The following is a 25781-nucleotide window of genomic DNA, read 5'->3' as shown; positions in this document are numbered from 1 at the left end:
GTTTACCTCTCCTCTCCCATTTTGACTGCCTGGTGAACCCGCAATCTGCGAATCTGCCAGAGCAACATCGTTGCACCAATGACCAGCATCACTACGGTGACCCCATACAGTTGCAACATATCTTGCTGTTCAAACACAATCCGGAACGGAGGTACCTGAGCAGATACATTATCCGTTGTTTGCAGGAATGGCAGGAATAAACGACTGGATACCTGACCAATACCGATACCGAGCAGGATCGATAGACCTGCTGTGAACACCTGCTCCAGCAGCAGCATACCGCTCAGTTGTGCGCGTGATAACCCCATGGCTCGTAATACACCAAACTGCACAACACGTCCAGACAGGTTGAAGAACCAGTACAGCACGTATCCGATCAACGAGATAATAACCGAAACCAGGAAACCAAGGCTCAGAATCCCGAATACGCCACCTCTTGACGGATGTTTACCCTGAGATACCAATTCGGTCCGTACGTCACGCACAGACGATAACTCAATGCCTTCTGCTGCAAGTTTCTCCATTAGTGGAGCCACTTTGGCATCCGGTTCCATTTTCAGCCATACCTCATAAGGAATCAGAGGCACCTGATCATAGATATAATCCAGATTCGCCACGAAGAATGGCATCTGATCCGGATACTGGGCTGGCCAGTAAGGAATGATCCCAAACACGACGAATTCAATCGCCTGTCCCTGTACACCCATGGAGACGAGGTCTCCAGTTTTCAACTTAAATTTGTCAGCAAATTTGGAAGAGATCAATACAGCCCCTTCATATTTACCAAGCAAGTCAAGATACTTGTAGGGATGTGCCGGGAACAGATCGTTGCGGAACCATGCCACTTGAGCAAAGTCCACATTATCAATTCCGACCAGCATCCCCTGTCCGCCCGATTTACCAGAGACGATAATATTGCCTTTGGTCTGCAGCACTCGTGCTGCATGTTCAACCCCGTCTAATCTGCGGAACACTTCGAATGGAGGTTCGGAGTAGATGACTTTGGATGGCTGCGAAGAACCGCCGCCACCACCTGGAGCACCTCCGCCGCCATTGCCTCCGCCGGAACTACCACCAGCAGAACCTCCTCCTCCATTGCCACCACCTTGTTGACCTCCACCCGTACCGCCATTCTGTCCGGAACCACCGGGTTTAACCTCAGGTGTTCCTTCCCACACAGTCTGCATAATCACATCAGAACCATAACGGTACAAGGTACGCTCAGTTGAATTCAGATCAATCGTCCGAGCAGCAGCCGAGTTGTACACCCCAAGTCCCAGTGTCAGTACAAGGAGGATCATCAGCGGATAATATGAAGAAGATGAACGCGATAGCTGTGTTAATGTCAGATACAACGGGACCGGGAGAAACTTGCGACCGATCAACTGAATGAGCTTTAATATCCACGGGAACAAGCGCAGGAAGAATAGTCCAAGCGCAAAGATCGCGAGTGCTGGTACAAAGAACAGAAACGGCTGTACCTGCAACTGATCAGTTGTCATTCCGGTCTGGAAGGTCAACATCTGACGTTCATAGAACAGGTAGTATCCATATCCGGCCAGACCCAGCAACACAACGTCCAGGAACCAGCGTTGCCATACTGGAGCACGGTCTGTCCGTGCTTGCCGCCGTTTGGCAGATACAATGGTTGCCCGTGCATAGGTTATCGCAGGGATAAGTGATGCGATGATCGCAACAAGGACCGCTGCTACGCCCAGGAGAATAGCTTCTTTTGATACACCGATCGGAATAGACTTCCGATCTACGAACGAGAGAAAACCACTTGCTGAACCGATACTCTTGGCCATAAACCAACCAAGCAACGGCCCAATAACCAGCGCAATAGCGCCCAGAAATATGCCTTCAAGCAGGTAAAGAGAGAAGATCTGCCGAGCTGAAGCTCCACGGCTGCGCAATACCGCAATATCACTCTCTTGCTTTTGTAATGACTGTCTGGCATTCATCGCAATGAAATAAAAGACCATCGCAATCATCGGTGCTGCCAAGGTAAACAACATGGTCTGCAATTGCAGACTCTGACTGCGGAACTGCTTGAGCAGATCACCAAAGGTGATGTCCACTTTTGTATCTTTCAGCCGCTGGTACAGATCGATATCCAGCCTTTCCAGCATGGAAGTCAGACCTGATAACTGGCTGGTTTGAATTTCTTTCAGATCAAAGGCATAATACCAACGTGAATTTTGAAGTGGAATCCCTTTTTCCTTCAGTAAAACATCATTAAAAACCGATTCATCCACATAAAGTCCATTCATCATGCCGTCAAATCCTTGTACCCAGTAAGGGCTGTTCGGATCATCTGCCTTGAAGGACCCCGTAATCTTCACACGTAACGTAATATCAAGGCCGCTATACACCGGATATTCCAGAATGTCACCGATATGCAGATCGTTACGGTACATGCCCTCTTCCAACATGACTGCCTCGATCGTGTCATCTTTGACCTGGTTTCCAGGTTTCACCCCGGCAGAGTAATTCACCTGTGCATCCAGCCCACTCATCGTGCCCAGACTCATACTGCGTACCCTGCTGGCATCCACTTTGGTTGGATCTTCCGGGCTTACCTCTGTGCTGCGAATGGATCTCGAATTCACATACGTATGAAAAGGAAACCCGATGTCGCGAGGAACATCCTCACGAATATAACGATCTACTTCATCCAGACCCCGAGTGTCTGTCTTCACGCCACCGGGTGCCTGATAACTCATCAGCAACGAACCGGCTGGCAACCCTTCACTGTTATCCTGCAGCGTCTGCGCGACGACCCGTTTCAGCGCACCATCGGCATACATTGGAATACTGACGGTGAACGCTACCGCCACAATCAATCCGATCAGTGTGCTGAAGGTCATCCAGCGCGTGTTCCACATTTTGCGGAACAGCAGCCGAAGCAATGGCAGCCCCATTAGCGTCCCACTACTTTCTGGCCTACGGTCAGACCTTTCAAAATCTCAACATCTGTCGATGTCTGCTGACCAACTTCAACGTCCACTTCACGCTTGCTGCCATCACTCTCCACGACTTGTACATACGTTCTTGAACCGATGGAGCGTAAAGCGGATACAGGAATCACAATTGCGTTCTCGGTACGCTGCGTTACAATTGAGACCGACAGTGGTGTGCCACGTTCCACGCCTTTTGGCATTTTTGCAAGGGTAACGATAACATACTTATCCAGCGTTTCCTTGGTTGGAGGCGTACCGCCTTCCCCCGTTCCTTCGCCACTGCCGCTTCCCGATGCTTCCGCAATAGGCATGACTTTAATTTTGCCAGCGACTTTACCAGCTCCATTAATGTCTACTTCTGCCTTCATACCCGCAGAGAACTTCTCCAGATCTTCCTTGGCAAAGGTAGCTGCCACAACCAGATTTGAAGTGTCCGCAATCGTAGCAATCGGATCATACGCTTTCACGGCTGCACCTTTCTCTACCTGCACAGCAATAACGGTGCCGCCAAACGGAGCAGTCAACGTGGCTTTGCCCAGTTGTTCTTCCAGATCAGCGAGTTCCTGGCGCAGTTCTTCAAAAGCAATCGTTGCTTCTTCGAACTCCACCGGGTCCATCTCATCCTTCTTGCGGAGTGTTTCCTTCATTTGAACTTCGGATTTGCGAATAGCAAGTTTCTTGCCACGGATCTCCTTCTCCACACTCTCCACATCGAGCACCGCGAGAAGTTGGCCCTTTTTCACTTTATCCCCTGGTTTAACATTTAACTCTTTGACATGCATGCCATCAAGCGTGAAGTACACCTTCTCTTCCCGCTGACTCATCATCTTGCCGCTGCCACTTACTTTTTTCTCCAACGTTTCCGTCCGGACTTCATACTCCGGTTTCTTGGAGATCGTTGGCGGCGTAATAGGCGGAAGCACTTCTTCTTCTGTTTCTGACGGCAGCAATGAGCAGCCGGACATCGTTGCAACCATTATCGCACCAAGTACAATAAGTGCTGCGCGTTTCCCCCTCTTCGGAGCGGCCCCTTTACCTGATAAATCTGCCGTCCGCCATTTCATAAACATGGTCCGCAACCTCCAAAATTGTAGGATCGTGTGTAGTCATACATATTGTTACTTGTTCTACTTCAATAATATTGCGGAATACGGCCATGACCTGAGCGCCCATCTTGGAATCCAATTCCGCTGTAGGCTCATCCGCAAGCAACAATCTGGGTCTATGGGCAATGGCCTTGGCTATAGCCACACGCTGTTGCTCTCCCCCGGACATCTCGAATGGTCGGTGCTTCACCCGTTTGGATAGTCCAACCAGATCCAGACAGTGACCAACCCTGTCCTTCCATTCCGCTCGCGGAACATCCGCCATGCGCAGCGACAGTTCTACATTTTCCCAAGCAGATAATAAGGGCATGAGTGCATATGCCTGAAAAATAAAACCGATCTCTTTACGCCGCAAAGCGGTCCGCCGCCGGTCTCCCCAATCCTGAAGAGGCTGGCCAGAGAACAGAATGTCTCCACTTGAAGGCTGATCCAGTCCACCGAGCATATTCAGCAGTGTTGTTTTGCCTGAGCCCGATCGCCCCTTCAGCATGACCAGTTGTTGCGGATTCACTTCCATATCAATGCCTTTGAGCACATGGATAATGCGACTGCCTGTCTGGAAACTGCGATGCACGTTACGCACCTCCAGTACAGGTCCATCATATGGAGGTAGCATATCCTTCTTTGGTTTGATCTTCTTCTGGGGTTCATCAACGGTGGTGACAGCAGCTGCAACCACTTCATCCGAAGCGATTTCACTTTCAGATAAAGATGCTTCACTTGTCGGGTGCGCTGGTTCACTTATGTATGTATTTTCCCCCGACTCCGTCGATGCCTCCAACGGTGTTTCCCCCTGTTGATGTTCATCGCCTGACTGGCTCTTGGCAGTTCTTTTTCTGAGAAATAAATTCTTCATGCCAACAATCACGCTCATCCTTTCTTGATATCCCGATCATTTCTTCAAAAAACCTAAAATTAGAAATCTGTTCCAACCTACACTGAATTATAAACGACCGATCACAACTAAAAGTTACAAGCTTTTTACAACGGTAGAGTGAAAAAGTTAATATTTTGATGAACAAACGAAAAAAGCACCCCAAAGTGCGGGATGCCTCTTGCATATTCGATCGTTTTGCCGCTATGACGGCAATCATTACAATTTTGATACCGTTCATTCATAACATTTTTTCGAGGTACCAATGATATTATTTACCAAATGAAGAAGGATCTTCACGCCAGGATTTGAGCAATTCAAAGTCACTCTCTTGAATTGTTCCCTGAGCCAAAGCCACATCCATCAGCGCGGTGTAATTGGACAACGTCTGAAGTGGAATTCCAGCATCTTCAAATGCTTTAACACCTTTATCCAGCTGGTAGCTGAAGATGGCAAGTACGGCGAGCGGTGTTGCACCTGCTACACGTACAGCTTCGGCTGCTTTGATCGAGCTTCCACCTGTAGAGATCAGGTCTTCGATGACAACCACTTTCTGTCCTTCGGTAATCAGACCTTCGATCAGGTTCTCCTTGCCGTGTCCTTTCGCTTTATCACGAATGTAGGCCATCGGCAGATCCAGCTTCTGAGCCACCCAAGCAGCATGCGGGATACCTGCGGTTGCCGTACCTGCAATAACTTCTGCATCCGGGTATTGGTTACGAATAATCGTTGCAAAGGCTTCAGCGATATCGTTGCGAATCTCCGGATAGGACATCGTTAAGCGGTTATCGCAGTATATTGGTGATTTGATGCCGGATGTCCATGTAAATGGCTGCTGTGGACGTAACGCCACGGCTTTAATTTTCAACAGTTGGGAAGCAATATGATTCGGAATCTCATTCAGTTCGATCATGCGTTCAACATCTCCTTCAAAATGGTTTCTGCCGCTTCACGCGGATTGGGAGCGCCTGTAATGGGTCTGCCTACAACAATGTAATGACTGCCTCTGGCGATGGCTTCACCCGGCGTCAAGACGCGTGTCTGATCTCCCAGACCACTACCCGCTGGACGAATTCCTGGTGTAACGGTGTGAAAAGCACTGCCACACGCTGCCCGAATTGCAGGTACTTCCAGCGGAGAAGCAACAACCCCATCCAGTCCAGCCTCTTGGGCCAGTCCTGCATAACGGACCACAGCAGCTTCCACACTTCCCGGGATGCCAATCTCGTTATTCATCGTTTCCAGACTTGTACTGGTGAGTTGGGTGACTGCAATGATCTCGGGCTTGCTAAGGGAAGGATAGGCAGCGATTGCTGCCTCAGCACCTTCACGTGCAGCACGCATCATGAGGTCTCCACCCGCTGCATGTACATTGAACATGTCTACCCCAAGACGTGTGATACTTTCAGCACCGCCACGAACGGTGTTGGGAATGTCATGCATTTTCACATCCAGAAAAACGGAGTAACCTTTGGATTTCAACTCCCGAATAAAGTCAGGTCCTGCTGCGTAGAACAGCTGCATACCCACCTTGAGATAACAGGGAATGCCTTCAAGAGCTTGTACCAATGCTTTCGCTTCTTCCGCTCCAGGATAATCCAGTGCCACCATCAGACGGCCAGCCATTTCATTGAAACTCGCTTGATTCATCACCAGCGCTCCCCTCCACTTGCTCATTTTTTCCGTTTTTGCCCGATATAAAGGACATCCCGCCAGCCCGCAGGCTGACTGATGTCCTTCATCAGAGAGTTATTTATTTTACAAAGACAGGCATTGCTTCCGAAGAGAAGTTGATCGTTTGCAGCATAATCAGCAGCGCACGAATCGTATCCAATGAAGTCATACATACAATGCCGTTTTCTACCGCTTCACGACGGATACGGAATCCATCACGCTGCGGTGTTTTGCCTTTGGTGAGTGTGTTGAAGACAAAGTTTGCTTCGCCGCTGCGGATCATATCCAGAATATTCGGCGAACCTTCACTTAATTTGTTCACAGTCGTTACCGGAATGTTCGCTGCTTCAAGCGCAGCTGCTGTTCCGCCGGTAGCCATGATTTTGTAACCCAGTCTGTAGAAACCTTCGAGCAAAGGAACCGCTTCGTCTTTGTCTTTGTCTGCTACAGTTACTACGATCGCTCCGGTTGCCGGAATTTTCATTCCAGCGCCGATGAGACCTTTGAACAACGCTTTAGCGTAATTCGGGTCACGACCCATAACCTCACCTGTAGACTTCATCTCAGGTCCGAGGGTTGGTTCTACACGACGCAGCTTCGCGAAGGAGAAGACCGGAACTTTAACAGATACATGATCCGATTCAGGCCACAGCCCGTCAACATAACCAAGATCTTTTAGTTTCACACCCAGAATGGCTTGTGTTGCCAAGTTCGCCATCGGAATGTTGGTTACTTTGCTCAGGAATGGTACGGTACGGGATGAACGCGGGTTCACCTCGATAATGTACACTTGGCCATCATGGATAACAAACTGGATGTTGACCAAACCTACCGTTTTCAGTTCTTTCGCAATTTTGATTGTAATCTCTACAATTTTCTCTTTCATATCCTGGGACAGGTGTTGAGGAGGATATACCGCGATGGAGTCACCAGAGTGAACCCCTGCACGCTCGATATGTTCCATGATTCCTGGAATCAATACCGTTTCACCATCACAGATGGCGTCAACCTCAACTTCTTTACCCATCATATAACGGTCGATCAGGACCGGATGCTCTGGATTGATTTTAACCGCCTGTTCCATGTATGTCAGCAATTCAGCATCGGAGTATACAATCTCCATCGCACGACCGCCAAGTACATAGGAAGGACGAACCAGTACCGGGTAGCCCAGACTTTGAGCTGTTTCTACCGCATCATCAACGGAAATGACTGTTTTACCTTTTGGCTGTGCAATCTCCAGACGGGAGAGCAGACGTTCGAACTTCTTGCGATCCTCCGCCTCATCGATGCTTTCCAGATCCGTTCCGAGAATGGTTACACCTGCATTACGCAGTGGTGCTGCCAGGTTGATGGCCGTTTGACCACCGAACTGTACGATAACCCCTACTGGTTTCTCCTGTTCAATCACGTTCATGACATCTTCGAAGAAGAGCGGTTCAAAGTACAGGCGATCGGATGTATTAAAGTCCGTAGACACCGTCTCCGGGTTATTGTTGATAATGACTGCTTCATATCCTGCTTTTTGTAATGCCCATACTGCGTGTACAGTAGAGTAGTCGAACTCGATCCCTTGACCGATCCGGATTGGTCCTGAACCAAGTACCACAACTTTTTGCTTGTCTGAAGGGATCACTTCATTCTCTGTCTCGTAAGTTGAGTAGTAATATGGCGTTGTTGCTTCGAACTCAGCAGCACATGTATCTACCATTTTGTACACTGGGCGCAGGTTCTCTGCTTCCCGACGAGTTCTAACTTCCGCTTCAGTTGTTAATGTGCCTCCTGGTTGACCTTGCGCACGCAGTTCAGCAATGGCACGGTCTGTGAATCCAAGGCGTTTCGCTTGATACAGAATGTCGGAAGACAATTCGGATTCTTCGCGAATGCGATCTTCGAATGCGATCAGACCTTCGATTTTGTCCAGGAACCACCAGTCAATCTTGGTCAAATCCTGTAGCTGTTGCAACGTATAACCTCTGCGGAATGCTTCGGCAATCAGGAAGATACGCTCATCATCTGCTTTGATCAGACGTTCGTTCAAGGTAGCTTCGTCCAGCGTTTCGGCATCCTTCAGGTAGAGGCGATGTACGCCAATTTCCAGGGAACGAACTGCTTTGTGAATCGACTCTTCGAATGTCCGGCCAATCGCCATTACTTCGCCTGTTGCTTTCATCTGAGTTCCCAGTTTACGGTTCGCCGAGATGAACTTGTCGAACGGCCAGCGAGGAATTTTGCTCACGATATAATCCAGTGTAGGCTCGAAGCAAGCATACGTTTGGCCTGTTACCGGGTTCACGATTTCATCCAACGTGTAACCCATGGCAATTTTGGCAGCCATTTTGGCAATCGGATAACCCGTTGCTTTGGAAGCCAGAGCCGATGAACGGCTTACCCGTGGATTTACTTCGATAACATAGTATTGGAAGCTGTGTGGGTCCAGTGCAAACTGTACGTTACATCCACCCTCGATGTTCAGGGCACGGATGATTTTCAGGGAAGCTGAACGCAGCATTTGATATTCACGGTCCGACAGGGTTTGGCTTGGTGCTACAACGATACTGTCGCCTGTATGAACACCTACCGGGTCGAAGTTTTCCATGTTGCAGACAACGATACAGTTATCGTTTTTGTCCCGCATAACCTCATACTCGACTTCTTTCATGCCTGCAATGCTCTTCTCGACCAGACATTGCCCAATTGGGCTGTAACGAATTCCCGCTACCACGGTCTCGCGCAGCTCTTCTTCGTTCGCACAGATTCCGCCGCCTGTTCCGCCCAGCGTATAGGCTGGACGCACGATGATTGGATAACCAATCTCATTTGCAAATTCAAGTGATTCTTCAAGTGTCGTTACGATCACACTCTCAGGTACAGGCTGTTCCAGTTCACGCATCAGGTCACGGAACAGATCACGATCTTCCGCTTTCTCGATGGATGTGAGCTGTGTTCCGAGCAATTTCACATTTTCACGTTCCAGCACGCCTGCACGTGCCAGTTCTACCGCCATGTTCAGACCTGTCTGACCACCCAGTGTTGGCAGCAAGCCGTCTGGACGCTCCTGACGAATGATTTGGGTTACAAAATCCAGTGTAATTGGCTCAATGTAGACTTTGTCAGCCATGTTTGTATCCGTCATAATGGTCGCCGGGTTGCTGTTGATAAGTACAACTTCCACGCCTTCTTCTTTCAGAGCCTGGCAAGCTTGCGTACCGGCATAGTCGAACTCGGCCGCTTGACCGATGACGATTGGACCGGAACCAATCACCAGGATTTTTTTGAGATCTTTGTTAATCGGCATGTTATTGTGCTCCTTTCACTGCGGCTGCCAATACGGCTTGACGCGGCTTTTGCGGGTTAGTGATCTTGTGCTCGCGAATCATCTCGATGAAGCGGTCGAACAGATAGCTGTTGTCGTAAGGACCCGGGGCTGCTTCAGGGTGATATTGAACCGAGAATGCCGGGAATGATTTATGTTTCAGACCTTCAATGGTCTTATCGTTATTGTTGATATGTGTAACTTCCAGGTCTGTACTCTTCACAGACTCTTCGTTTACGGTAAATCCATGGTTCTGGGATGTGATGAAGCAACGTCCGCTCTCCAGTTCTTTCACCGGGTGGTTTCCTCCGCGATGTCCGAACTTAAGTTTTTCGGTGTCTGCTCCTGCTGCAAGTGCGAACAACTGGTGACCCAGGCAGATACCGAAGATCGGGTATTCGCCAAGCAGTTCACTGATCATCTTAACTGCGTGAGGTACGTCTTTCGGGTCCCCAGGGCCGTTGGACAGTTGAATGCCATCCGGGTTCAGGCGACGAATCTCGTCTGCTGTTACATCGTGTGGAACAACAACAACGTCACAGTTACGTTTGCTGAGTTCGCGCAAGATTCCTGTTTTAGCACCGTAATCCACAAGCACAATACGTTCAGCCGTTCCTGGGCTGTTGTAGACATGCTCCGTAGAAGTCATTGGCACCTGGTTACGCAGCTCGGCAATGGTGGTGTCTCCCATCATCTCCAGCAGTTCTTCCACAGGCTTCGATCCTGTTGTGAGAATTCCCTTCATTGTGCCGTGGTGACGAATCCGGCGAGTCAACATGCGTGTATCAATTTCGCTGATTCCTACGATGCCGTATTCTTTGAGCAGATTGTCTACGCTGTATTCCGCACGCCAGTTGCTTGGCGTTGGCTCATGACGACGCACAACGAAACCATGTACGTATGGACGAATCGACTCAAAGTCATCACGCGTAATGCCGTAGTTTCCGATCAGCGGATACGTCATGGTTACGATTTGACCGCAATAGGAAGGATCCGAAAGCACCTCTTGATAGCCTGTAATTCCCGTATTAAAAACGACCTCACCTGTAGTTTCACCTTCAGCACCAAATGCTTTCCCGGTGAACAGTGTGCCGTCTTCCAACAATAATCTTGCCTGTGCCTGCATCCCATTTCACTCCTCTGTGTTTATCAACGTTGAATGCATTGGGGTTGAACATGGGGGACGTTACGATTGTGCGGCTCCGCGTACAGAAAACCCTTTGATCGCTGTTATCCCCGGATTACTTTTTATCATTTTTCAAATGATGTAATCCGGTGATAAAGGCGAACGCTTTGCTTCTTCGGGTCTTTTCTGTCCGCTCCGCAGTTACGTTAGTGTCCAAGTTCAAAATCATGACATTCAACTTTGCTTGTTTCGTATGTTAGACTCTCGGCATGATTTGCCTCGAGTTAGTTGAAAAGATGTTACTGGTGTAAAAGTTGTAGATTAAGTTTTAAAGTTAGAGTTAAAAATATAGAGTTACTAATTTATTAATTTGCTAAGTTACCGTTTTACTGTTGTACCGTGTTATGCCACACGCTTTTGCCATCCACCCATGTTTGTACGGCCCAGCCTTTCAGCTTCCAGCCTGTGAATGGGGTGTTTCTTCCTTTAGTTGCAAACGTTGCAGGATCAACCGCTTTTTCCTCGTTCAGGTCAATCATCGTGATATCGGCTGGTGCTCCCTCTTCGAGTTTGCCTGTGTCCAGTCGGAATACACGTGCCGGATCAGCTGTCATACGTTTCACCAGGAAGTCCAAGCTCCACAGTCCTGTTTCCACAAACTTGGTGTACAGCAGTGGGAAGGCGGTTTCGAACCCTACGATTCCGAAAGGTGCCAGCTCCATGCCTTTGGCTTTCTCTTCTTCACTGTGTGGCGCGTGATCAGTTACGATCATATCCAGCGTACCGTCTAGCAAGCCTTCAATACAAGCCTGCACATCGCGTGGTGAGCGTAGTGGCGGGTTCATTTTCCAGTTGGCATCCATGCCCGGGATATCTTCATCCGACAACACCAGATGGTGTGGACATACCTCAGCAGTTACTTTAATGCCGATGGACTTCGCTAGACGAATCAGACGAACCGATTGCTCTGTACTTACGTGACAGACATGGTAGTGAACTCCTGTTGCTTCTGCGAGCAAGATATCACGGCCAACGTGGATGGCTTCGGATTCATTTGGAATCCCTTTGATGCCGTGGCGCTTCGAAAACTCACCTTCCGTCACATATCCACCAACAACCAGTGAGTCATCTTCACAGTGTGCGATCACTGGCATATCCATGCTTGCCGCGAGGCTCATGGCATCTTTCATCATTTGAGCGTTTTGTACGCCTACACCGTCATCTGTGAATCCAATAGCGCCTGCTTCTTTTAATGCGGCAAAATCGGTAAGTTCACGACCCAGTTCATTTTTTGTAATGGCAGCATAAGGCAACACTTTAACCAGATCAGCTTCTTTGGCCTTATCCAGTACCAGCTTCACAACTTCCGCTGTATCTGTTACTGGTCTTGTGTTTGGCATGCAAGCGATTGTTGTAAAACCACCTTGTGCTGCTGAACGGGCACCTGTCTCGATCGTCTCTTTGTGTTCGAATCCAGGTTCACGCAGATGCACGTGCATATCGATCAATCCCGGAATGACCAGTTTGCCTGATGCGTCTGTTACACTCTGCGCTGATTTTTCGGCATCCAGTACAGCTTGGTCTTCCAGACCAGCGATCTTTTTAATTTTACCTTCATCTATAATGATGGTTTTCCGTTCAAGTTCCCCTTTTTGGTTCAAGATGTTCGCGTTTTTTATAATCTGTAGCATAATTGCCCTCCGCTTCGGTTCTGTCCAGCTTACCAGGCAAGCCGGATGATTTTCTTTATCGTGTACTCTCTTATTGCTCAATAAGAACTACCGTACCGTCAGCCTATGACCCACAGCCAGACCCTGTTACAGTTTCATCGCACGTTCCATAACCGCCATGCGGATGGGAACGCCATTTGCCATCTGCGGGAAGATCCGTGATGCTTCACTTTCCACAACCGCGTCATCTACCTCGACGTTGCGATTCACAGGAGCAGGGTGCATGATAATGGTGCTTGGTTTTAGGCGTGATGCCCGTTCTTCCGTCAATCCGTAGTGTTCGCGATAATCCTCAGCTGAAGTAATTAAGCCATGTTGATGACGTTCCAGTTGAACACGGAGCATCATGACTACATCTGCATCCAGCGCTTCTTCAAGACCGACATAAGGAGCATGCTCTGCGAGTTCCGGTGCCTGCATCGTTTGCGGAGCACAGAAGCGTACATCTGCACCAAACTTTTGCAGTGCCCACAGGTTGGAACGAGCTACACGGCTATGCAGGATGTCACCAATGATGGAGACACGCAAGCCCTTCAGTTCGCCAAATGCTTTCCTCATTGTGTAGAGATCCAGCAACGCCTGTGTGGGATGCTCATTGTTGCCATCTCCGGCGTTCACGAGTGGTACATTCACTTTCTGAGCCAGTTGTTGCAGAACGCCTGCCGGTTTCAACCGGATCACGCCTGCATCAATGCCCATCGACTCAAGTGTTCGTACCGTATCGTAGATGGACTCTCCTTTTTCCACACTGGATGCGGCTGCCGTAAAGTTCAGCACTTGTGCACCCAGGCGTTTCTCTGCCATTTCGAAGGAAAAGCGGGTACGTGTGCTGTTCTCGAAGAACATGTTCGCAACAAAGCGTGATTCCAGTACAGGAGCCAGTTTCTCTTTCTGCGCTTCCCAGTGAGCCGCTCTGTTCAGAATGGACTCGATTTCTCCTCGACTAAGTTCCTTCAGTCCAAGCAAGCTTCGGTCTCTCAATGCTGTCTGTGTAATCATTATGCTTGCTCCCCCCGGTTCTGAGTGATTTTGACTTCGTCCTGTCCGTCCGTTTCCATGAGTGCAACTTCGATCTCCTCTGATTTGGAAGTCGGCACATTCTTGCCGATAAAATCAGGTCGAATTGGAAGTTCCCGGTGTCCGCGGTCTGCGAGTACAGCCAGCTGAATGTTCTGCGGTCTTCCACAGTCCATCAGGGCATCCATCGCTGCGCGAATCGTCCGTCCGGTATAGAGCACATCATCGAACAAAATCACTTTTTTGTTATGAATCGAAAGTGATTCAGGTGTCATAATCAACCTTTCCTTGCGATTCGCTTTATTTTCGTCCAAGCGGTCATCGCGGTAAGGAGTCACATCCAGTTCTCCCCAGGGGACTTTGGCGCCTTCGATTTCTTCGATCTTGGCGGCAATCCGTTCTGCGAGGTAAACCCCGCGTGTGCGGATACCGACCAGCACACAATCGTCGATTCCTTTGTTTTTCTCCAATATCTCATGGGCAATCCGTGTTAGTGCGCGGCGGATCGCCGTCTCATCCATAATGACATGTGTCTCTGTGCTCATGCGTTCAGCCTCCTCAGGATTTCCCTTCAGCATCATGGCCCCGTGACGAGGAGAAAAAAAAAGACTCCTTGCCGTGTTTATTGGCAAGGAGTCTCCGAACTTCAGACCGCTCTGAAGAAAGTTTACTCTCGGGGATGCATCGCTTCATTTGCCGCAGCAAAAAAACGATGTATCGTTCACGTTACCTTGCCAGTCTCACGGGACTGATTTAAAGGTGCTATTCATGTCGTTCATATTGCAGGACCTCGCAGGGTTCTGTAATCAATATGTCCGTTTGTCTTCATGAATTATGACAGAAAGACAACCCCCTGTCAACACCTCACCATCGCAGGTGAAAACCCTCTGCTACGTTCTTCTTAGAATCAGCAGTTAGGCTGAAAAACATCCATGCACAATACATCTCATTGGTTATTCATAATTATACAACATTTCTGCATATTTATCCATAGGCAAATGAGAAATTTGATATAACCAAAATAAACCTTTGACTATGCTTATGTAGAGACAAACACTTCTTTTTAGAAGAAACGGTGAGTCTCATTTAAGCAATATATGAAAGCTCTGCATTAGGTCCAATTGAAATGGGTACAGTTTATAAACATGAACCCATTCATAGATGCTACCATAATGCCGATATACATAAGATTCACAAATATGCGTCATAGAAATAAGATACGCCCTACATTTATGTACATTTAGGAGGAAGTCATGCGTCACATTTGGCACGTTTACAAAACAGACTGGTTACATATTCTGAAGGTTCCCACAGGTATATTTTTAATTGTGGCTATCATTTTACTGCCCGGGGTGTATGACTGGGTCAACGTGAAGTCCGTATGGGACCCGTACAGTAACACCCAGGGGATCAAAATTGCAGTGACAACCGAGGACAAGGGTGCAACTGTTGAAGGAACCAATGTTAATATCGGAGACGAACTGGTATCCAGCCTCAAACACAATGAAAAGCTGGGCTGGACTTTTGTAGATCGGACCGAGGCTAGTCGGGGTGTACAGACTGGAGATTATTATGCAAGCCTGCTCATTCCCGGAGACTTTTCATCCAAAATTACAGGTATCGTTGACGGAAAGCTGGAGCGCCCAGAGGTGATCTATACCGTTAATGAGAAGGTGAATGCCATTGCTCCTAAAATCACAGGCTCTGGTGTATCTGCCATAACAACGCAAATCAATGAGAGTTTCACTGAAGCCGTCAGTGAGGCCGTTCTAACCAAGTTGAAGGAAGCCGGGGTTGAAGTTAACGCCCAGCTTCCAACTTTGCGAAAGATGGAGAATGGCATTTTCACACTGGAGAAAAATCTTCCGGCCATACAAGCCGCTGGTCAAAAGGTACTGGAAGTAGAAAAAGCCATGCCTGAGATTGTAAAAGATGCTCAAAAGATCGTTGAAATCGAAAAAAAACTGCCTGAAATTAATGAAGCGGCACAGTATGTGCTCAAGGTGCAGAAGTATTGGCCACAAATTAATGCTGCAGCTTCCGAAGTGCTGGCTATTCAAGGGCGGATACCGGATATACAAAAAGCGGTAGAACGCATTCGAGAAGTGGATGAAAACTTTGGTCACGTATCAGGTGTTATTCAAACAGCACTGGATAAAACCAACAAAGCTCTGTCTATCGTCACGGCCGCAGAACAAGATCTGGACAAAGTATCACAAATCGCCGGCAACGGGATTGAGCTGGCCGAAGGCCTGAATCAATTTGTAGATTCTAGCGAAGAAGCGTTTCAGGCTATTGGCCCAACGATCCGCCAAAATCTGCTGCTGGTGCAGCAGATTACTAACGCTGCTGGAGACGTATTTGCACAATTGCAAAATTCGGATCTTGAAAACCTTCCTACAGCAGAAGATCTCGACCGGATTGCTTCGCGTTTAGGGATTGCGGTAAAACTCGTGGACAGTATGTCAGAACTCCTGGGCAAAATAGACAACTTGCTTCCAAGCCATCCACTTGCCGATAAAATTACACAACTGAACTCCGTTTCAGATAAACTTCAGTTGCAAATCCGTCTGGCTGGGATCATGAGTGATGCCATACGTCGCAATACAACACTGCCCGCAGATGTCATCGCTCAGTTAAATACGCTCTCCAAGGACATTAGCAGCGGCATTGGCAATTTCTTGAACACTTACGAAAGTGATATATCGCCGGCTCTATCGGCTGGAGCGGATAAACTAAGATCCATCCTCTCCACTTCAGCAAGTACACTACAAGGAGCAAAAGATCGAATTCCGGATATTGCGGACATTCTTGCATCTGCCAAAGAAGGAATTACGTTTGGGCAGACCGAGTTGACAAAAATCCAGAGCGACCTGCCTCAAATACAATCTAAGATCCATGAGATATCAGAGACACTCGCGAACAAAAGTGAAGGTTTTATCCAAGCTTTGAACACCGTGTCTTCATTAATTCGAAACGATCTGCCCAAGCTGGGAAACAAACTGAACGAAGCGGCTGATTTTGTTCGTAATGATCTGCCTAATGCCGAGAAACAGATAGGCAAAGCATCCGAATTTGTCCAGAACCAGCTTCCGGAGGTCGAAAAAGGAGTACATCGTGTTGCCACGCTGGTACGTGATGATCTGCCAGCATTAGAAAGTGCCATCAGTAAGGCTGCTGACAAACTTAGGGAAGTCGAAGGTAATAACCAGTTTGCCGAGCTCGCCAAACTTTTGCGCGGCGATATCGAAGAAGAAAGTGCTTTCCTTGCAAGTCCGGTGCAAATCAAGGAACAACAACTTTACCCAATTCCGAATTATGGATCGGCCATGTCACCATTTTATGGCGTGCTGTCCTTGTGGGTTGGCTCAACACTGCTGATTTCTCTGCTTCGTGCCGAAGCTGAAAATCCAGAGGGCAGGTTCCGGGGATATGAGTTGTATCTTGGACGTCTCGCTACTTTTCTGACCATTGGGTTACTTCAGGCGATATGCGTCACCCTGGGAGATATCTTAATCCTGGGTACCTATGTCGCAGATAAACTGTGGTTTGTCCTGTTTGCCATGCTGGTGAGTGCCGTATTTGTCACCATAACGTACACCCTGCTGTCCGTTTTTGGGAATATCGGAAAAGGGATCGCCATTATCTTCATGGTGTTCCAGTTCTCCAGCTCCGGCGGTACGTTCCCAATCAGCATGACATCACCCTTTTTCCAGGCATTAAATCCGTTCATGCCCTTCACGTATGCGATCAGTCTGCTGCGTGAGTCGGTCGGCGGCATATTGTGGTCTACTGCAATCAAGGATATTCTGTGGTTATGTATGTTCATCGCGCTAAGTCTCATTGTTGCTCTCGCTTTGAAACGTCCACTCAGCAGTCTCACCAAACGTTCAGCCGAGAATGCCAAGAGGACCAAAATTATTGCTTAACTCATTTACTGGACACTAAATAAGATAAGACCATTGGACTTCCCATCCAATGGCCTTATCTTATTTCATTATATGAATCGATACATCTTGATTAATTCACTGAGCGTTCCTGTTCCAACTGATTATAGGATTGTTTGATTGTTGTTAATGTTTCTACATGGCGATAGATGTTGTTACTTGCCGTAACGATAACACATAACATGATCAAGCCTATAACCACTTTTTTCCCCAATCCCGGACGAAGGCTGATGACAAAACCTCCACCCAACAGGAAGAACGCAAACAGATAGTGCCCCGCATACAGGTACATATCATATTGAAATACAGCCAATCCAAAGCCCACGACTACATGAAGCAAAAAGGCAAATAGAATATATGGCACAAGGGTCCATACTTCACGTTCACGAATGCCCTTAATGAAGCCCATGAGTGCCAAAAGTAAAATAAAGATACCTGTAATCTGCACATAGATTGGATTGGAACGGGATAGATCCGTAACAAAGGCTGCCATGCCCGGGTCCAGTAAATGCATCTTCGGTGTCAGCATCGGATTGATGGTTAGCATGGTCAATGCTTTCCAGTGAATAGCGAACTGGAATGGTGTAGCATAGCTAGTCCCACCATTTTGAATGCCCAATAGCCAGTTACTAACCCAGCTTCGACCTCCAAATGCAACATACTGAATACCAGTTAATACGACGATGATCAGAACCGCCAGTGCCATGATGCCGATGTATTTTTTCAAATTTGCCTTATTGCGCCATGCATGCATATTGAAGAATGTGGCAGCAGCAAATGGTACGATATTGGTCGAGGTTAGTCCAAAGTTAATGGACGCAATCAATGCATTGGGTACATATCGTACGTCTTGACGCTCACGAGTATACTGCATGTAAACCACTGAGAACAGAATAACAAACTGTACATACGGATACGAATCCGGGATCAACGCGGTATACATCAGGTAGGAACTGAAACCAAACAGTAAGGCGAACAACAGCGGTACAATGGTTGGTTTATCTTCTTTTTGACTCAGGAACAGATACGCCAGCACCACTGAACCCGCATTAATCAGCGATTGCAGGATTAAGAAGAACCAGTTGCCTCCCAGCAGTTTCGCTACAGCCGCAAGGGTGACTGCGAGAAAGGAGATCAGCGGATGGATCACGGAAGAACTGTTGTCCCCATAATACATTGAAGGATCAAAGTTGAATAAATTGATTGGAAACAGCGTTGTATTAAATGGGGTATACTTCCCAAGCATCTCTGCATTATTTTCAATGTACAGAATATACGAGCCGTTCATTAAACCATAGAACAAAGCAAATCCTGCAAACAGGTAAAAGGCTGTCCAGTTGGCTCTGCGATTATAAAATAAGTAATCTAAAAAGTTCATGCTTTCATTTCACATCCTGATTAAATAAGTTCTAAAATACCAGTAACAGTAGACCACCCATAATACATGCCACACCTATCCAGCGTAAAGGGCCCACCATCTCTTTAAATACCAGCCGCGCTATGATGAGAGTCCAAACATATGTTAATGCGTTCGCAGGCAACACTACGGTTAATGGAAGAAACTTTAGCAATACAATATTCAGCAACGCACCCGTTCCGTAGAATCCAAGTCCCATGAGTACATGCAGACGATTGCGACTGGATGCATAAGCTTTCAGTCCGGCCCCGCCCAGTGCACCACACAACGTCATGACAATTAATACGGCAACCATCCAGCTATCGATCAACACTGGTTAATGTCACCCCGATTCCAAGCAACACAACTGCTGCCAGCTTCTGCACCGTAATTTCTTCCCCAAGCAAAAAATATCCATAGATTAAGGCAAATACGTAGCTGACACACATCAGAGGATAAGCAACAGAGAGTTTTTCCAGAGCAAAAGCTTTAATCATCAAAATCGCTCCAAGTCCATAACACAGAAAACCAACACCCAGGTAGATCCACTCGGTTAATCCCAATTTCCAGAACAATTGACCCGTTGCTGTCAGAAATGCGGAAACGAGCATCAACCATTTACCAGTATGACGCGATTTTATTTCCCCCACGTTAATGCCTCCATGTCCGGAACACGCTTGTTAATAAAGTATCGTTGACTCACTAGCTGCATGACTGGAAGGTCGGATAAGGAGTCCGAGTAGGAACATGACTGGTCATAATCAATGACCATATTCTTCTCACTCAGATAAGCCTGAATTCGGCGTACCTTCTCTTCCCCTTTGCAATTGCTGCCATCAACTCTGCATGTGTAACCATTCTCATGACGGACAAGTTCAGTTCCAATTACATGATCCACCCAGGGGAAATTATTAAAGTATTTCATATAGGCATGCGGAGATGCAGTTACCAGTAAGACATGATAGCCTGCTTCTTTACGATGTTGCATCTCTACACTGGCCTCGGCAAAAATGGACGTACGCAAACGAGTATCAAAGAAATGTTCGAGATCTTTTTCAGACATACGCTCAATCTCTTGAAAGTAGGATCGTTTGACTTGTTCAACCGTCATGAAACCTGCCTTGAATAACACGGTATGTAATGCGATGACAGGTAATCTCCATACCTGCCACGGGTAACGGCGAACACCGTAATGCACAAATTGAAACATGGAATCACTGCGTATGATCGTTTTATCAATATCAAAAATTGCGACTTTCGTGCTTTTCACCCTGATCCCCCTCAGCCTTTATTCAAAGATAGCAAAGATTGTAACAACACTTATCACATACAACATAACCGTAATTAATATGGGCTTGTCCTCAAACAGCACCCGATCGGGCGAACCTCCCTGGTTCTTCATGTGGATCAGATACAGGTAACGGAACATGCCGTAAATGACCAATGGAATCGTCCACATGAGATGAATGGTTCGATCTGAAGTGAATGTGAACAGGGAATAACTGATAATCGTAGCTGTCGTCACAATCGTATTGAATTGATCCAGTAATGTAATGGAGTAGTTATCCAAAACCTTACGGTGTGATCCCGTATTTCCCTCAAGCAACGTAAGTTCATTTCTGCGTTTGCCAATGGCCAGAAATAACGACAACAGCATTGTACAGATCAAAAACCACGGTGTGAACGGCACATGGATCAGCACACCACCTGCAATAGCACGAAGTACAAAGCCGGCTGCAATGGTCATCATATCCAGGATAACGAGATGTTTCAGCACAAATGAATACGAGACATTTAATAAGAAATAGACGATACATAACACCCCAAATAGAGGGTTCATCATGAAGGCCGTTCCTACGGAAAGGATTAATAGAATAATGCCAAACAACAACGCATGACTCGGATTCACCTGCCCAGAAGCCATAGGACGATACTTTTTCACCGGATGCTGTCGATCCCTGTCCCGGTCTACAAAGTCATTCAAAATATAAACACAGCCTGCAACAAGGCTAAATAGAATAAAACCAAGCAACGTCGCAAGAATGGTTTCCGTCCGAATCTCCTCAAAAGAGAATAGTAACGCAGCAAATAACAGCAGATTTTTGGTCCACTGTTTGGGTCTTAACAATCTGATTAATCCTGACACTGTACTGCCTGTTCCTGTAGCCGGTGAGGACACCGTACTTGTTCGTGATGATAACAATTGTAATAACTCCCTTCAAAAACAACTTCTGTATATAACAAATAACGTAAAGATCTAATCATATGTTGCTTGTATAATTTTGTAAAGGGAGTAAATGAAAAAAATCTAATATGGGCATAAAAAAAGAGACCGTTACCGGTCTCTTCGTTTTCACATGTTTAATCTATAGGGTACTACAATTAAAATTCGAATTGCACGTCGCTCAGACGACGTTTGATCTCAGCAATAACACGTTTCTCTTCTTCTTCACCCTTCGCTTCAAAGGTTACGGAGAAACGAACAAAGTTACCCGCATCATCCCAAGGTACGGATGAGATCAGTTTCTCACGGATCAGGAATTGGGAGAAATCTTCGCCTGATTCGAAGCGACGTCCTCCAACCACACCTTTTGGTGCTTCAACATACAGGAAGAATGAACCTTTAGGTTTTTCAGCCTGGAAGCCCAGTTCGTTCAATGCGGCAACGAGCATGTCGTGACGACGGGAATATTTCTCTGCAATTTTTTCCGTAATTTCAGGGTGATTCAATCCGTAAGCGGCAGCCTTTTGAATCGCGATGAACTGACCGGAGTCATTGTTGTCCTTCACGTCACTGAATGCTTTGACTACAAGCGGGTTACCCGCTACGAATCCGATTCTCCACCCCGTCATGTTGTATGACTTGGATAGAGAGTGCAGCTCTACGCCGACATCCTTCGCTCCAGGTACCGACAGGAAGCTGAACGGTTTCTTGCCATCATACGTCAATGCTGCGTATGGAGCATCATGTACAACCACAACATTGTATTTCTTAGCCCACTCCACGACTTCAGTGAAGAACTCGACCGTCGCGCTAGCGCCTGTAGGGTTGTTCGGGTAGTTCAGGTAGAGCAACTTCGCACGTTTTGCGATGTCTTCCGGAATAGCCGTCAGATCAGGCAGGAAGTTGTTCTCTTTCGTCAACTGAATGTTGAACACTTCTCCACCCAGATACTTCGTATGTGTGCCCATAACCGGATAACCTGGAACGGTCATGATGGTCACATCACCCGGATTGATGAAGCATGAAGGCATCATCGCCAAAGCCGGTTTGGAGCCAATGGAGTGTACGATTTCAGTATCTGCATCAATACCTTCTACGTTAAATACGTTTTTCAGGTAAGAAGCAGCAGCAGCCTTGAATTCAGGAATACCATTGTCGGCATAACCACGGTTCTCAGGTCTGGAAGCTTCTTCTGCGAGTGCAGCCACAATGCCTGCATCCGCCATTTCGTCCGGTTCACCTACACCAAGGTCGATCAGTTCCACATCGGGAAAATCTTTTTTGGCCGAAGCTTTGGCACGTTTGATTTTCTCGAATTTATAAATGTTCGTGTCTTTACCATAGTTGGAGCCACCGATACGGTCGGCAAAATTAGTCTGAATGTAAGTTTCTTGATATTTATCGATACTCATAACGTTGTTCATCTCCTCATTTGACGCAAATTTCTACACTTTAATATGAAGCATTTGCGTGATCAAAGCCATGGACAAAGTATCCGAACATTTGTACTTTCTTGGAGCTGTTAACGACTGCGTAGCGAGGCAAGCACGTCTTCCATATCTTGCGGAATCGGAGCTGAAAATTCAAGGTATTCTCCCGTTGTTGGATGCACAAATCCAAGAATGGCCGCATGAAGAGCCTGTCCTTGCATTTTGATGCCTTTATTCCGTCCATAAGTTGGATCTCCTACAAGCGGGTGACCAATAAATTTCATGTGAACCCGAATCTGGTGAGTACGTCCTGTCTCCAGTTTCAATTCCAACAAGGTGTAATCATTAATCCGCTCAGTAACGGTAAAATGCGTAACGGCATGTTTACTGTTACGTTCTGTGACCGTATACATTTTGCGGTCATTGGTATCCCGTCCAATCGGTGCATCAATGGTCCCTTGATCATGGTTAAGATGACCATGAACGAGCGCAATATACCGTCTATTCACGGTATGTTCCTTCAACTGAGCAGCCAGTGATGCATGAGCACGATCGTTCTTGGCAGCCATGATCAAACCCGATGTATCCTTATCGATACGATGCACAATACCAGGACGCAACTCCCCATTAATACCCGAGAGGTCTTTACAGTGGTGCATAAGTGCATTGACGAGTGTGCCCGACGTATGTCCTGGTGCTGGATGCACCACAAGACCACGTTGTTTATTGATCACGATCAAGTCGCTATCTTCATATACCACTTCCAGCGGAATATCTTCGGCAATGATCTCAACGGCAGCCGGTTCAGGAATCTGTAACTCAACCAGATCCCCTTCGGATAACTTGGCATTGGCTTTGACAACAGCACCATTTACCGTAACCATCCCGTCTCCGATCCACAATTGAACCTGGGAGCGAGATACGTTATCCACAGCTTCCGTAATATATTTGTCAATTCGTTCTTTTTTATGTTCAGCGGCAACGGTCCATTCCATACGTTCATTGCCATTCATTAGTTCTTCGTCGTTAATCTGTTCCTTATTCGGATTACTCATGATGTTCATTCCCTTCAATCTTCGCGGCTGCTTTTTCGCGCCGTCCTTCAAGCAACGTCTCCACAATGATTAACGCTACACCGATGCAGATTGCCGAATCGGCGATGTTAAAAATGGGAAACGTATAACTTCCAAAATTAAGTTGTACAAAATCTACAACTTCTCCGGTCAATGCCCGGTCAAGGAAGTTGCCAATTGCTCCACCAAGCACCAAACTAAGCGCCACAGGCAGCAATTTGTGCGGGGTATCTTTTACCTTTTGCAAATACCAAATCAAGGCAACGACCACAATCAACGTAACCACGATAAAGAACCAACGCTGGTCTTGCAGAATGCCAAAAGCTGCTCCTGAGTTACGATGTGATGTGATGACAAAGAAATTGCCGATGACCGGAATTTCTTCTCTGAGTTCCATCCGGGTTGCAATCAGATACTTGGTTCCCTGATCCAATAAAAATACGATAAAAGCGAGGATATAATACACCACGTTTGTTTGTCACTCCGTTCTTGTCTTTTCCAAACGATACCAGGCTTACGCCAGACTTGTTTATTGTAGCACAGCTGTTTGGAAATCGTCCACGACGCGCTATATCAGCAACGCTTATGGCAAAAACGATAACATTTCCCTTCTGTAATCTTGCCCTTAATGGCACATCCTACAATAGAGTCAAAATCCGGATTCCAGCATGAACGCAGAAAGGGGAAAATCATGTCACATTTTACTAACAAACAACTGCAATTTTTACGTTCCCAACTGATGTCCGATAAGCGCGATATTGAGCATAGACTTTCGGAAAACGAACATTATGGCCTTGGGGACTCCCTTAAACTACAGACAGGTGAATTATCACCGATTGATAACCATCCTGGCGACATAGCTACGGAGGTGTATGAACGTGAGAAAGATATTTCCCTGCTGGAACATGATGAATTCCAATTGGAACGAATCGATTCTGCACTTCACTCCATCGAAGAAGGACATTACGGAACATGTGCGGTCTGCCAGCAACCCATCCCTTATGAACGCATGGAAGCTGTTCCCTACACCAAATACTGCAAAAAACATCAACCGGAAACCGTTGTCTCCGAAAACCGTCCTGTAGAGGAAGAATTCCTTGCCCCGGCATTTGGTCGAACCAGTCTGGACGAGCGTGATGACCAAAATGGCTTCGATGGTGAAGACACCTGGCAGATTGTTGAAAGCTGGGGCACATCGAACTCACCAGCCATGGCTGAAGGACGTGATATCGACAGCTATGATGTTATGGCGATTGAAGCAACCGATGAAGTGGAAGGCTGCGTTGAAGCGTACGAAAGCTTTGTTGCCACGGACATCTATGGTCATGACGTCTCCATCGTGCGCAATCGGCAATATCGTCAGTACCTGGAGAACCGTGAAGGCGAGGGTCTGTTAGAACCGGATATGGAGACGGATGACATGTACTAAATGTACTTTGATATCTTTCACCTTTAATTGATAATCGCTTAGTAGGTGTTCATATCAAGCTGACGCTGGACAATGCGCACAATATCAGCGATGTAGTCTCCAACAATGGGAAGATTAAGCGCCCCAAGTAGCTGCAAAACGTAAATGATCGTTGCTGCGAAAAAGGTAAACCCAATCGCAATCCCCACACCTCGGGCGGCTCCAGACAACAGGTTAAGTCCAATCAGCTTCCATGGCCTGTTCAGCAATTCTGTGTATTGCGCAATTCGTGAACGTTCCAGTTCATTCGCCAGACGGTTCGTCAGGGTATGTAACTCTTCAATTTTGTCATGCGAATTTAGATTGTCTGATGTTGATTGTTGTGAAGTGGATGCGGGTTGCTTGTCATGTTCGCTCATGTTATGGTCAGTTCCTTTGATCAATATAGATTGACTGCACTATAGAATCATTGCCTTTTTGCTTAAAAAACAAACGAG

21 protein-coding genes are annotated in these 25781 nt (G+C 47.1%); 2 read left to right on the top strand and 19 right to left on the bottom strand.

From position 1 onward, the window contains the following. Positions 1-2 precede the first annotated feature (2 nt). From BLS69_RS02915 to pyrR, 10 genes are all read right to left on the bottom strand, one after another. The gene (locus BLS69_RS02915) at positions 3-2924 is read right to left on the bottom strand and encodes an ABC transporter permease (protein WP_091028516.1); all 2922 of its coding nucleotides are present in this window, start codon (positions 2922-2924) and stop codon (positions 3-5) included. Beyond that, positions 2924-4033, bottom strand: a complete 1110-nt coding sequence (locus BLS69_RS02910) for an efflux RND transporter periplasmic adaptor subunit (RefSeq protein ID WP_091028513.1) — start codon at positions 4031-4033, stop codon at positions 2924-2926. Before BLS69_RS02910 ends, BLS69_RS02915 begins: the two co-directional genes overlap by 1 nt. Further along, the gene (locus BLS69_RS02905) at positions 3996-4943 is read right to left on the bottom strand and encodes an ABC transporter ATP-binding protein (RefSeq protein ID WP_091028511.1); all 948 of its coding nucleotides are present in this window, start codon (positions 4941-4943) and stop codon (positions 3996-3998) included. The genes BLS69_RS02910 and BLS69_RS02905 overlap by 38 nt, the downstream gene beginning before the upstream one ends. Before the next feature lie 271 nt (positions 4944-5214). Continuing rightward, positions 5215-5856, bottom strand: a complete 642-nt coding sequence (gene pyrE / locus BLS69_RS02900) for an orotate phosphoribosyltransferase (RefSeq protein WP_036614805.1) — start codon at positions 5854-5856, stop codon at positions 5215-5217. After that, the gene (gene pyrF, locus BLS69_RS02895; RefSeq protein ID WP_091028508.1) at positions 5853-6593 is read right to left on the bottom strand and encodes an orotidine-5'-phosphate decarboxylase; all 741 of its coding nucleotides are present in this window, start codon (positions 6591-6593) and stop codon (positions 5853-5855) included. The genes pyrE and pyrF overlap by 4 nt, the downstream gene beginning before the upstream one ends. A gap of 103 nt (positions 6594-6696) precedes the next feature. Beyond that, positions 6697-9915, bottom strand: coding sequence for a carbamoyl-phosphate synthase large subunit (gene carB / locus BLS69_RS02890; protein ID WP_062835433.1), 3219 nt, complete (start codon positions 9913-9915; stop codon positions 6697-6699). Position 9916: 1 nt separating this feature from the next. Next, the gene (gene carA / locus BLS69_RS02885) at positions 9917-11059 is read right to left on the bottom strand and encodes a glutamine-hydrolyzing carbamoyl-phosphate synthase small subunit (protein WP_062835434.1); all 1143 of its coding nucleotides are present in this window, start codon (positions 11057-11059) and stop codon (positions 9917-9919) included. A 386-nt stretch (positions 11060-11445) separates the two neighbouring features. Beyond that, entirely contained in the window at positions 11446-12750 is a 1305-nt protein-coding gene (locus BLS69_RS02880) for a dihydroorotase (protein WP_091028507.1), read from the bottom strand. A 126-nt stretch (positions 12751-12876) separates the two neighbouring features. After that, positions 12877-13788, bottom strand: a complete 912-nt coding sequence (locus BLS69_RS02875; protein ID WP_036614815.1) for an aspartate carbamoyltransferase catalytic subunit — start codon at positions 13786-13788, stop codon at positions 12877-12879. Then, positions 13788-14351 carry a bifunctional pyr operon transcriptional regulator/uracil phosphoribosyltransferase PyrR gene (gene pyrR, locus BLS69_RS02870; RefSeq protein ID WP_091034809.1) on the bottom strand — a complete coding sequence of 188 codons (564 nt, stop codon included), beginning with the start codon at positions 14349-14351 and terminating at the stop codon, positions 13788-13790. Before pyrR ends, BLS69_RS02875 begins: the two co-directional genes overlap by 1 nt. Before the next feature lie 708 nt (positions 14352-15059). Between pyrR and BLS69_RS02865 the strand changes: the two genes are divergently transcribed. Next, complete coding sequence (locus tag BLS69_RS02865) at positions 15060-17735, top strand: YhgE/Pip domain-containing protein (protein WP_091028505.1); 2676 nt, start codon at positions 15060-15062, stop codon at positions 17733-17735. 91 nt (positions 17736-17826) lie between these two features. On the opposite strand, the gene BLS69_RS02860 is transcribed toward BLS69_RS02865, so the two are convergent. From BLS69_RS02860 to lspA, 8 genes are all read right to left on the bottom strand, one after another. Then, positions 17827-19131 carry a DUF6080 domain-containing protein gene (locus BLS69_RS02860; RefSeq protein ID WP_091028503.1) on the bottom strand — a complete coding sequence of 435 codons (1305 nt, stop codon included), beginning with the start codon at positions 19129-19131 and terminating at the stop codon, positions 17827-17829. A gap of 31 nt (positions 19132-19162) precedes the next feature. Continuing rightward, the gene (locus BLS69_RS02855; protein ID WP_308737804.1) at positions 19163-19483 is read right to left on the bottom strand and encodes a DMT family transporter; all 321 of its coding nucleotides are present in this window, start codon (positions 19481-19483) and stop codon (positions 19163-19165) included. Continuing rightward, entirely contained in the window at positions 19470-19760 is a 291-nt protein-coding gene (locus BLS69_RS02850; protein ID WP_371129058.1) for an EamA family transporter, read from the bottom strand. The genes BLS69_RS02855 and BLS69_RS02850 overlap by 14 nt, the downstream gene beginning before the upstream one ends. Before the next feature lie 26 nt (positions 19761-19786). After that, positions 19787-20419 carry an HAD-IB family hydrolase gene (locus BLS69_RS02845; RefSeq protein ID WP_036614827.1) on the bottom strand — a complete coding sequence of 211 codons (633 nt, stop codon included), beginning with the start codon at positions 20417-20419 and terminating at the stop codon, positions 19787-19789. 18 nt (positions 20420-20437) lie between these two features. After that, complete coding sequence (locus BLS69_RS02840; RefSeq protein ID WP_074096975.1) at positions 20438-21328, bottom strand: decaprenyl-phosphate phosphoribosyltransferase; 891 nt, start codon at positions 21326-21328, stop codon at positions 20438-20440. Positions 21329-21531: 203 nt separating this feature from the next. Beyond that, a complete protein-coding gene (locus BLS69_RS02835) occupies positions 21532-22785 on the bottom strand; it encodes an LL-diaminopimelate aminotransferase (RefSeq protein ID WP_036674844.1) in 1254 nt (417 codons plus the stop codon). Between the two features lie 110 nt (positions 22786-22895). Then, positions 22896-23858 carry an RluA family pseudouridine synthase gene (locus tag BLS69_RS02830; protein ID WP_371129030.1) on the bottom strand — a complete coding sequence of 321 codons (963 nt, stop codon included), beginning with the start codon at positions 23856-23858 and terminating at the stop codon, positions 22896-22898. Further along, complete coding sequence (gene lspA, locus BLS69_RS02825; protein WP_091028497.1) at positions 23851-24345, bottom strand: signal peptidase II; 495 nt, start codon at positions 24343-24345, stop codon at positions 23851-23853. The genes BLS69_RS02830 and lspA overlap by 8 nt, the downstream gene beginning before the upstream one ends. Positions 24346-24567: 222 nt before the next feature. Here lspA and BLS69_RS02820 point away from each other — a divergent pair, with 222 nt between their 5' ends. Then, complete coding sequence (locus tag BLS69_RS02820) at positions 24568-25305, top strand: TraR/DksA C4-type zinc finger protein (protein WP_091028495.1); 738 nt, start codon at positions 24568-24570, stop codon at positions 25303-25305. 38 nt (positions 25306-25343) lie between these two features. Here BLS69_RS02820 and BLS69_RS02815 read toward each other — a convergent pair whose 3' ends face one another. After that, the gene (locus tag BLS69_RS02815) at positions 25344-25703 is read right to left on the bottom strand and encodes a DUF5665 domain-containing protein (RefSeq protein WP_091028493.1); all 360 of its coding nucleotides are present in this window, start codon (positions 25701-25703) and stop codon (positions 25344-25346) included. Positions 25704-25781 lie beyond the last annotated feature (78 nt).

This window comes from Paenibacillus sp. CF095 (assembly GCF_900101225.1).
Taxonomy (GTDB): Bacteria; Bacillota; Bacilli; order Paenibacillales; family Paenibacillaceae; genus Paenibacillus.
Note: the sequence above shows the minus strand (reverse complement) of the source record. Positions and strands in the feature narration are given on the sequence as shown.

Bases quoted from the DNA above. Each gene is read 5' to 3' on its own strand.
- BLS69_RS02915 (WP_091028516.1), bottom strand. From the start codon at position 2,924: ATGGGGCTGCCATTGCTTCGGCTGCTGTTCCGCAAAATGTGGAACACG.
- BLS69_RS02910 (WP_091028513.1), bottom strand. From the start codon at position 4,033: ATGTTTATGAAATGGCGGACGGCAGATTTATCAGGTAAAGGGGCCGCT.
- BLS69_RS02905 (WP_091028511.1), bottom strand. From the start codon at position 4,943: ATGAGCGTGATTGTTGGCATGAAGAATTTATTTCTCAGAAAAAGAACT.
- pyrE (WP_036614805.1), bottom strand. From the start codon at position 5,856: ATGATCGAACTGAATGAGATTCCGAATCATATTGCTTCCCAACTGTTG.
- pyrF (WP_091028508.1), bottom strand. From the start codon at position 6,593: ATGAATCAAGCGAGTTTCAATGAAATGGCTGGCCGTCTGATGGTGGCA.
- carB (WP_062835433.1), bottom strand. From the start codon at position 9,915: ATGCCGATTAACAAAGATCTCAAAAAAATCCTGGTGATTGGTTCCGGT.
- carA (WP_062835434.1), bottom strand. From the start codon at position 11,059: ATGCAGGCACAGGCAAGATTATTGTTGGAAGACGGCACACTGTTCACC.
- BLS69_RS02880 (WP_091028507.1), bottom strand. From the start codon at position 12,750: ATGCTACAGATTATAAAAAACGCGAACATCTTGAACCAAAAAGGGGAA.
- BLS69_RS02875 (WP_036614815.1), bottom strand. From the start codon at position 13,788: ATGATTACACAGACAGCATTGAGAGACCGAAGCTTGCTTGGACTGAAG.
- pyrR (WP_091034809.1), bottom strand. From the start codon at position 14,351: ATGAGCACAGAGACACATGTCATTATGGATGAGACGGCGATCCGCCGC.
- BLS69_RS02865 (WP_091028505.1), top strand. From the start codon at position 15,060: ATGCGTCACATTTGGCACGTTTACAAAACAGACTGGTTACATATTCTG.
- BLS69_RS02860 (WP_091028503.1), bottom strand. From the start codon at position 19,131: ATGAACTTTTTAGATTACTTATTTTATAATCGCAGAGCCAACTGGACA.
- BLS69_RS02850 (WP_371129058.1), bottom strand. From the start codon at position 19,760: ATGCTCGTTTCCGCATTTCTGACAGCAACGGGTCAATTGTTCTGGAAA.
- BLS69_RS02835 (WP_036674844.1), bottom strand. From the start codon at position 22,785: ATGAGTATCGATAAATATCAAGAAACTTACATTCAGACTAATTTTGCC.
- BLS69_RS02830 (WP_371129030.1), bottom strand. From the start codon at position 23,858: ATGAGTAATCCGAATAAGGAACAGATTAACGACGAAGAACTAATGAAT.
- BLS69_RS02820 (WP_091028495.1), top strand. From the start codon at position 24,568: ATGTCACATTTTACTAACAAACAACTGCAATTTTTACGTTCCCAACTG.
- BLS69_RS02815 (WP_091028493.1), bottom strand. From the start codon at position 25,703: ATGAGCGAACATGACAAGCAACCCGCATCCACTTCACAACAATCAACA.